Genomic DNA, 6,805 nt, shown 5'->3' on the forward strand with positions numbered 1-6,805 from the left:
CCGGAGATAAGGATGCGTCCGATCAATCCAGCGAGCGGCAAGAGCCGACAACACGCCATCGCGGGACGGCTCGCATGCGCCGCCGCGTCCGTGCTGATCGCGTCAGTCGCAGCCGTTCATGCCGGCGAGGCGAAGCCGTTCCGCCTGTGCGCCGATCCGACCAATCTGCCGTTCTCGAGCGATAGTCCGTCGCAACCGGGCTTCTATGTCGAAATCGGCCAGGCGCTGGCGCAGGCGCTCGGCCAGCCAATCACTTACGACTGGTACAAATCCTATTTCGGCAAGCGAACCGTGCGGGTCACGTTGCTGGGCAAGCAATGCGACGCCATGATCGGCTTGCCGCGGTCCGAGGATTTCATGGGGCCTGCCGTGATCTTCTCGAACAGCTTTGCCAAGGAGGGCTATGCCCTGGTCGCGGCGAAGGGCCAGGCGATCGGCGGCGTCGACGATCTCAGGGGCAAGCGCGTCGCCGTCCAATACGCCAGCACACCGCAAAACCTTCTGGCGACCCGTGACGACATCCAGAAGGTGACCGTGCTGTCGCCCGAGGAAGCCATGCAGGCGCTCGACCAGGGCAGGGCGGATGTCGCCTTCATCTGGGGACCCGTCGCCGGCTGGCTGAACATGACCGCCTACAACGATCGCTATCAAATCCGGCTCACAGAAGGCGAAGGCCTGTCATGGGACGCCGCGATCGGCTTCGCGAAGGGATCGACCGCGCTCCGCGATCGCGTTGATCAGATCCTGCCTGCACTTCAGAAGACGATCGCCGATCTCGCCGTGAAATACGGTTTGCCGGCCGGACAGCCGGTCCGCTTCGGTACGGCCCAGGCCGTGCCGGCGGGAACCACGACCGGAGCGGGTCCCGGGGCGGGCGGAGCGCAGGTCGCAAGTGTGGTGGCAACCGAGACCAAGGGCGATGCAACGGCGCCGAATGAGGAGATTGCTGGTGCGGGCAAGGAGATCTTCAACGGAACCTGCGCGCATTGCCACGGCCCCGACGCCATTCAGAGCGAGCGGAAAATCGACCTGCGATTGTTGCGACACCGCTACGGCGACGACATGCGCGAAACCTTCTGGAAGACCGTGCATGAGGGGCGCCCCGCCAAGGGCATGCCGTCGTGGAAGGAGGTCTTCACCGACAACCAGTTCGACAGCATCTATTCGTTCCTGCTGACGGTCCAGGCCGAATCGAACGACTGAGCGGCCTTGACCGGACGCGATCGGGAAGATGTGGTAGCATCTACCTTGCAGCTTTCCGGCGCCGGACCGGCACGGGATGGATGCGCTGCTGCCGCGGGTGCGGCGGATCCTTTGGAAGGCGCCATGGCCAGCTTCCTGATCATCGACGATCATCCGCTGTTTCGCGAAGCTTTGGGCAATGCGGTGCGGCTGGCCTTGCCGGAGGCCCGCATCCTGGAGGCGATGTCGATCGAGGACGCGCTGGAGATCCTGTCGGGCGAGCAGGGCATCGACCTCGCGCTGCTCGATCTGTCGCTGCCGGATGCGACCGGCTTCTCCGGTTTCCTCCGCTTGCGCGAAACCTATCCGCGCCTGCCGGTCGCCATCGTATCGAGCGAGGAGGACCAGCATGTGGTCCGCGAAGCGCTGGCGCTCGGCGCGGCCGGCTATCTGCCGAAGTCGACGTCGAAGCGCGAGCTGGCCCAGTCGATCGAGGGCGTGCTCTCCGGATCGGTGTCGGTGCCGCGAGATTTCGTGGCGACGCCGCAGCGGCGAAAAGCCGAGACCAGCAAGGCGCTCGAGGTCAAGCTCCGCGAGCTCACGCCGCAGCAGATCAGGGTTCTGGACCTGCTTCGTCGCGGCTACCCGAATCGGCAGATTGCGCAGGAGCTGCAGCTCGCCGAATCCACGGTCAAGGCGCACATCACCGAGATCCTGCGCAAGCTCGGACTGTTCAGCCGCAACAAGGCGATCATCGAGATCGGCAAGATGGACCTGCCCGACCCCAGGAACCGCCCCTATGCGCGGGCCGACCGCGGCAGGCCGCAATGATCGGCCTTGTCATTGTTGACCTCGATCAAGCCGGCTCGCGCCGGCTGATCCATCCTGAAGGCAAGCTCGACATCCTGCAACGATTTGGAAATGGCTGACGCGTGACGCGATTTCTGATTGTCGAAGACCATCCGTTGTTCCGCGAGGCGCTGGAAGGCGCGTTGCAAATGGTGGCGCCCGGGGCTGAGATCCTGCAGGCGACGTCGATCGACGGCGCGCTCGAGCAGCTGTCCGCGGGCGCCGAGCTCGATCTCCTGCTGCTCGATCTGTCGATGCCGGGCACGACCGGCCTCTCGGGCATCGTTCGCATCCGCAAGGCCTTCCCGAAAGTCCCCGTCGTCATCGTGTCGGGACATCAGGATCCCAAAATCATCTCCGGCGCCTTGTCGCTCGGCGTCGCCGGTTACATCTTCAAATCCTCGTCCAAGCAGGGGCTCGCGGAGTCGATCGGCGAGGCGCTGCAGGGGCTCGTCTGCCTGCCCGATGCCTATCGCGCACTCCGGCCGCAGCGGGCCCCAAGCCCCGCTCATGACCTGCTGAAGCGGCTGCATGATCTGACGCCGCAGCAATTGCGGGTGCTCGAAATGCTCAAGCGCGGCCTTCAGAACAAACAGATCGCCTATGAACTGAAGATTTCCGAGACCACCGTGAAGGTCCATGTCTCCGACATCCTGCGCAAGCTGAACGTCGTGAGCCGCACCAAGGCGATCGTCGAGATGTCCAGAATCGATTTCGCGACGCTAGCAAGCGAGGGCCCCGCGCCGAGCCGCGATCATGCCCAACCGGATCGGCAGTGACGCGAATTGCTCCGATCCTGTCTCACAGATCGATTGCCGCTAAGCCGGTGAATCGACAAATAGATCATGCCATTGGCGGAATGTAATATAGCACCGCTACTGTGCATGGGGTTGTTTTTCGATATTTGTGTGACCGCCCCGGCGCACCGAACTAGCTCAGCAGGAACGACAGCAGCGCGCGCATCTCGGCGGGCTTGATCGGCTTCTTCAACACTTCGAGGCCGGAGAGGCTCGCTTGCTTGGCGGCCTTCTCGGAATAGTCGGCGGTGATGATCATCGCGGGCACATCGAGCTTCAGGTGCTGGCGGATGTCGGCGATCGCCGCCAATCCGCTCTCGCCGTGATCGAGATGAAGATCGGCGATGACCGCGTCGGGCGCTCCGCCCAGCTCGTTGAGGCGCAGCAGCGCGTCCGCAGCCGATCGCGTGGTCGCGACGTCGCAACCCCACCCTTCCAGCAGGGCGGCCATGGCCTCGGAGCCGGACGGATCGTTCTCGACCAGCAGGATCTTGGCGCCTTCGAGGCCGCCATATTGACGTTCACTGAGCTTGGGCTCGTGCACCTCGTCGTTGACCTCGGCGAGATCGGCCGGCTCGAGCTCCAGGACGAACGTCGATCCCTTGCCGACCTGCGACGACAGCCGCACCTCGTGTCCGAGCACCGTCGCGAAGCGGCGAACGATGGAGAGACCGAGCCCGAACCCGGCCTGGTCGGTCGCGCTGGCTTCACCGCGCTGGAATTCGCGAAAGATGGCCTCCTGTTGCGCCTGCGCAATGCCCGGTCCGGTATCGGAGACCTGGACACAGATGCGGTCGTTTCGGCGCCTGCACCCCATCACGACGCCGCCGCTGCGGGTGTAGCGGATGGCATTGGCGAGCAGATTTTGCAGGATGCGTCGAAGCATCATCGCGTCCGACGACACCGCGAGCGGCGAAGTGCGGATTCGCAAGGACAGGCCTTGCCGCGCAGCGATCGGCGCGAATTCGTTGCGAAGCTGCTCGAACAGCGGCGTCAGCGCCAGCGGACGCACGTCGGGCCTGAGCGCGCCGGCGTCGAGCTTGGCGATCTCCAGCAACGACCGCAACAAATCCTCCAGCGTCACCAGCGATCGGTCGACCTGGTCGATCAGCAGACCCGCTTCCTGTGCCTCCATCATCTCGGCGAGCGCCGAGAGCGTCAGGCGCGCCGCGTTCAGCGGCTGCAACAGATCGTGGGTGACCGAGATCAGGACGGACGATTTGAGCGAGCTTGCGGCCTCGGCCTGCTGCTTGGCGCGATACAGACCCTCATTGGCGCGTTCGATCGAATGCAGCGCCTCGCGCAACTGGTAGGTTCGGTCCCGGACCTGGCGGTCGAGCGCGATGGCCGTCTCGAACAATGAGAAGGCGTTGAGCTGCTGGTCCATCGAGCGCTCGACGCGGGACATCAGCGCGGCATTGATCTTCTTCAGCTTTGCGGTTTCCCGCTGCAGCTGCTCGACCGTTCCAGGATCTTGCCGCAGCCCGGTCACGCGGGACGCCTGCCGATGGCGACGCCCGTGAAGGTTTGGTTCACGTGCATCGAGCCGAACTGCTCGCCATAGGTATGAAAGCCGACGACGCGATTCTGCCGGTAGAGCTCGGACATGTCGCGGGCGAGCTGGTGCTGTTCGGCGTCGAGCCGGCGCAGCAGGCATTCGAAACCGATATAGAGCGAGACTTCGCCGATCTGGTCGCGCGTTTCCGCGAAGGCCTCGCGCGTCGTGCCGACAAGGCTGCGCGACGTCGCTGCGGTCAGCACCATGCCTTCGTCGATGGCGCAAAAGAAGTGCAGCGAGCCGTCCGGTTCGACGCGCTGGATCGACCGGGCGTAGTAGGAGCCGCCGACGCGGACCAGAACGGGATGCGAGGCGAACGAGAACGGGTCGAGCTTGGCGTCCATGATCCCGACGACGCGGGAATATTCCTTCGCCGCGGGCTCGGCGTTCAGCTCCCTGACGGTTCTGTTCTCGGTGTCGGCCTCGGTGACCACCATCTTCTGGGGCCGCGGTTCGAAATTGTCACATTTGAAGACCCGGAACGGCAGAGACGTGCTCAGGAGGATCAGGAGAGCGGCGTTGGTGTGGGCCTTGCCGTCGAGAAACACAAAGGTCCGCTCGAAGCGCATGCCGTCGCCTGCAGATCCCCCGACGATGGGAATGTCGTCCAGCGAGGCATAGATCGCGGACATCACCGCTTCTTCCCGGCGGCACAGACCGTCGATCAGAACCAGGCCAAACGGATTTCCGCGCTCGACCTGGGAGGATACCCGCAGCAATTCCTGCCGGGCCTCGGCGCTGATCCTGCGCCCGTCCTCGACGCGGAAACTGTCGAGATTGAGAATCGGCCGCACCACGGCCGAGAAGTCGGCGCGACCAAAGGCGAGAGCAACGACGCTGTTCTCGTCCCAGCCGTCAGGAGCCAGCTCGCCGGCAGTGGTGCAACCGCAGACCTGGGTCCCGTCGAATTGCCGGCTGATCTCCGCGATGAATTGGTGCGGATCGTAGCTCGGGGAGACGAAGAGCAGGATGAGCGCCAGCTCGTCGGATGGGAGCTGAGCGGCGAGGTCGGCAACGGCTTGCTCGACGCCCGCGGCCTTCGACTTCGCGACGGCAACGCCAGACGCACCGCCAAACCGAAAGTCGGTTTGCCCCACTCCGTTTCTCCCTCAAGGACCCGCTCGGTCTCGTGCCGAGTGCCTGACAAGTGCCCAAAGAGTATGGCCTTTTTCGCCTGGTCGCAACATGGCGGCCGGCTCCGCGGAACGTGTGTTCGGCGACCGGCGGCCTTCTGGCACGAATTTACCGCCCCTTGACGTTTCTGCCCTAATTTTCATCTCCGGTCGGGGAGGGGCTGCCCCCGGGCCGTGCTGCACTTTGCAAGAACCGAGCTGGGGGTGGAAATGTCCGGGCGTATCGCGTCGCCGTCAAAGCGCACACTGTTTCCCACTCTGAGGTTCCGCGCCAAGATCATCCTGGGCTTTGCGGTCGTGCTCGCCATCTCCGCGGTGAGCCTCGCCTTCGCCTATTTCGGCTTCGAGCGTGTTTCGGAAGGCGTAGGATCCTACCGTAGCAGCGTTTCGGAGGCCGATGTCGCTCGCAATATCGATCGCGAGCTGCTCGGTTATCGTTCGGCCGCCCGTTATTTCGTGGTGACCGGCAAGGAAGACGACGCCAAGGCGGCGCTGGACGCCGAGGCCAGCCTGAAGAATGCGATCGATCAGGCCATCAAGAATGCCAAGAAGCCGGCACGGCTGGAGAGCCTCAACAAGCTCGCGAAGGAATTCTCCAACTTCTCGGAGACCTTCGCCAAGATTCTGCAGGCCAAGCGCGACAGCGCGCTTCTGGTCCAGAATCAGCTTCAGCGCAACGCCAACCTGCTGAAATACAAGCTCGACGACATCGGCAACAACGCCTCCGACTCCGAGGCGCAAGCGATCGAATTCGGCACCAAGCAGGTCAACGCTCAATTCCAGACCGCGAGTGGGGCCGCGAGCAACTTCATCCTCAACTCGGACCAGGCCGTCGGGGCAAGTGCGTTGGCGCGGCTGAAGTTCGTCGAGAACTCGCTCGGCGCGGTCTATTCCATGGACGACAAGATCGTCGATGGCCTGAAGGAGGCCAAGGCGCTGCTCGGCGCCTATCGCGACGCGCTGGAAAAGCTGATCGCGAAAGCCAAGTTGGTCGACGACCTCGTCACCGAGATGAGCGGCTCGGCCGGTGCGATCCTGCAAGGTGCCACCGCCATGAAGGCGGACCTCGTCGCCGAGCAGCAGCGGCTCGACTCGGAGTCCGAAGCGACCATCGGGCAGACCGAGCGGCTGGTTCTGATCCTCGCCATTGGCGGCACGCTGCTTGGCGCGGTTCTCGCTTTCCTGCTCGGCACCGGCATCTCGCGTCCGATGATCGCGATGTGCAAGGCGATGCGTGAGCTGGCCTCGGGCAATTTCGACGTCGTGCTGCCGGGTCTCGGCCGCAA

At 64.1% G+C, this 6,805-nt stretch carries 5 protein-coding genes and 1 pseudogene; 4 read left to right on the plus strand and 2 right to left on the minus strand.

What is annotated here, in order from left to right; all coding sequences use genetic code 11:
• Positions 1-12 precede the first annotated feature (12 nt).
• The 3 genes from XH84_RS11505 (at position 13) to XH84_RS11515 (ending at position 2,810) form a co-directional block, all read left to right on the plus strand.
• Positions 13-1,203: a c-type cytochrome gene (locus XH84_RS11505; RefSeq protein WP_164936056.1), complete on the plus strand. Its 1,191-nt coding sequence runs from the start codon at positions 13-15 to the stop codon at positions 1,201-1,203.
• A gap of 123 nt (positions 1,204-1,326) precedes the next feature.
• On the plus strand, positions 1,327-2,013 hold the full coding sequence (locus XH84_RS11510; protein ID WP_128917911.1) for a response regulator: 687 nt from the start codon (positions 1,327-1,329) through the stop codon (positions 2,011-2,013).
• Between the two features lie 101 nt (positions 2,014-2,114).
• The gene (locus tag XH84_RS11515) at positions 2,115-2,810 is read left to right on the plus strand and encodes a response regulator (RefSeq protein ID WP_128917910.1); all 696 of its coding nucleotides are present in this window, start codon (positions 2,115-2,117) and stop codon (positions 2,808-2,810) included.
• A gap of 151 nt (positions 2,811-2,961) precedes the next feature.
• Here XH84_RS11515 and XH84_RS11520 read toward each other — a convergent pair whose 3' ends face one another.
• Positions 2,962-4,320, minus strand: coding sequence for a hybrid sensor histidine kinase/response regulator (locus XH84_RS11520; RefSeq protein WP_128917909.1), 1,359 nt, complete (start codon positions 4,318-4,320; stop codon positions 2,962-2,964).
• The gene (locus XH84_RS11525) at positions 4,317-5,483 is read right to left on the minus strand and encodes an FIST N-terminal domain-containing protein (protein WP_128917908.1); all 1,167 of its coding nucleotides are present in this window, start codon (positions 5,481-5,483) and stop codon (positions 4,317-4,319) included. The genes XH84_RS11520 and XH84_RS11525 overlap by 4 nt, the downstream gene beginning before the upstream one ends.
• A 246-nt stretch (positions 5,484-5,729) precedes the next feature.
• Between XH84_RS11525 and XH84_RS11530 the strand changes: the two are divergent.
• Positions 5,730-6,805 (plus strand): annotated as a pseudogene (locus XH84_RS11530) (cell wall metabolism sensor histidine kinase WalK); the annotation flags it as partial.

The organism is Bradyrhizobium nanningense, from assembly GCF_004114535.1.
Lineage (GTDB): Bacteria > Pseudomonadota > Alphaproteobacteria > Rhizobiales > Xanthobacteraceae > Bradyrhizobium > Bradyrhizobium nanningense.

Excerpts from the sequence above, each read along its gene's own strand:
- XH84_RS11505 (WP_164936056.1), top strand. The coding sequence starts at position 13 with ATGCGTCCGATCAATCCAGCGAGCGGCAAGAGCCGACAACACGCCATC.
- XH84_RS11510 (WP_128917911.1), top strand. The coding sequence starts at position 1,327 with ATGGCCAGCTTCCTGATCATCGACGATCATCCGCTGTTTCGCGAAGCT.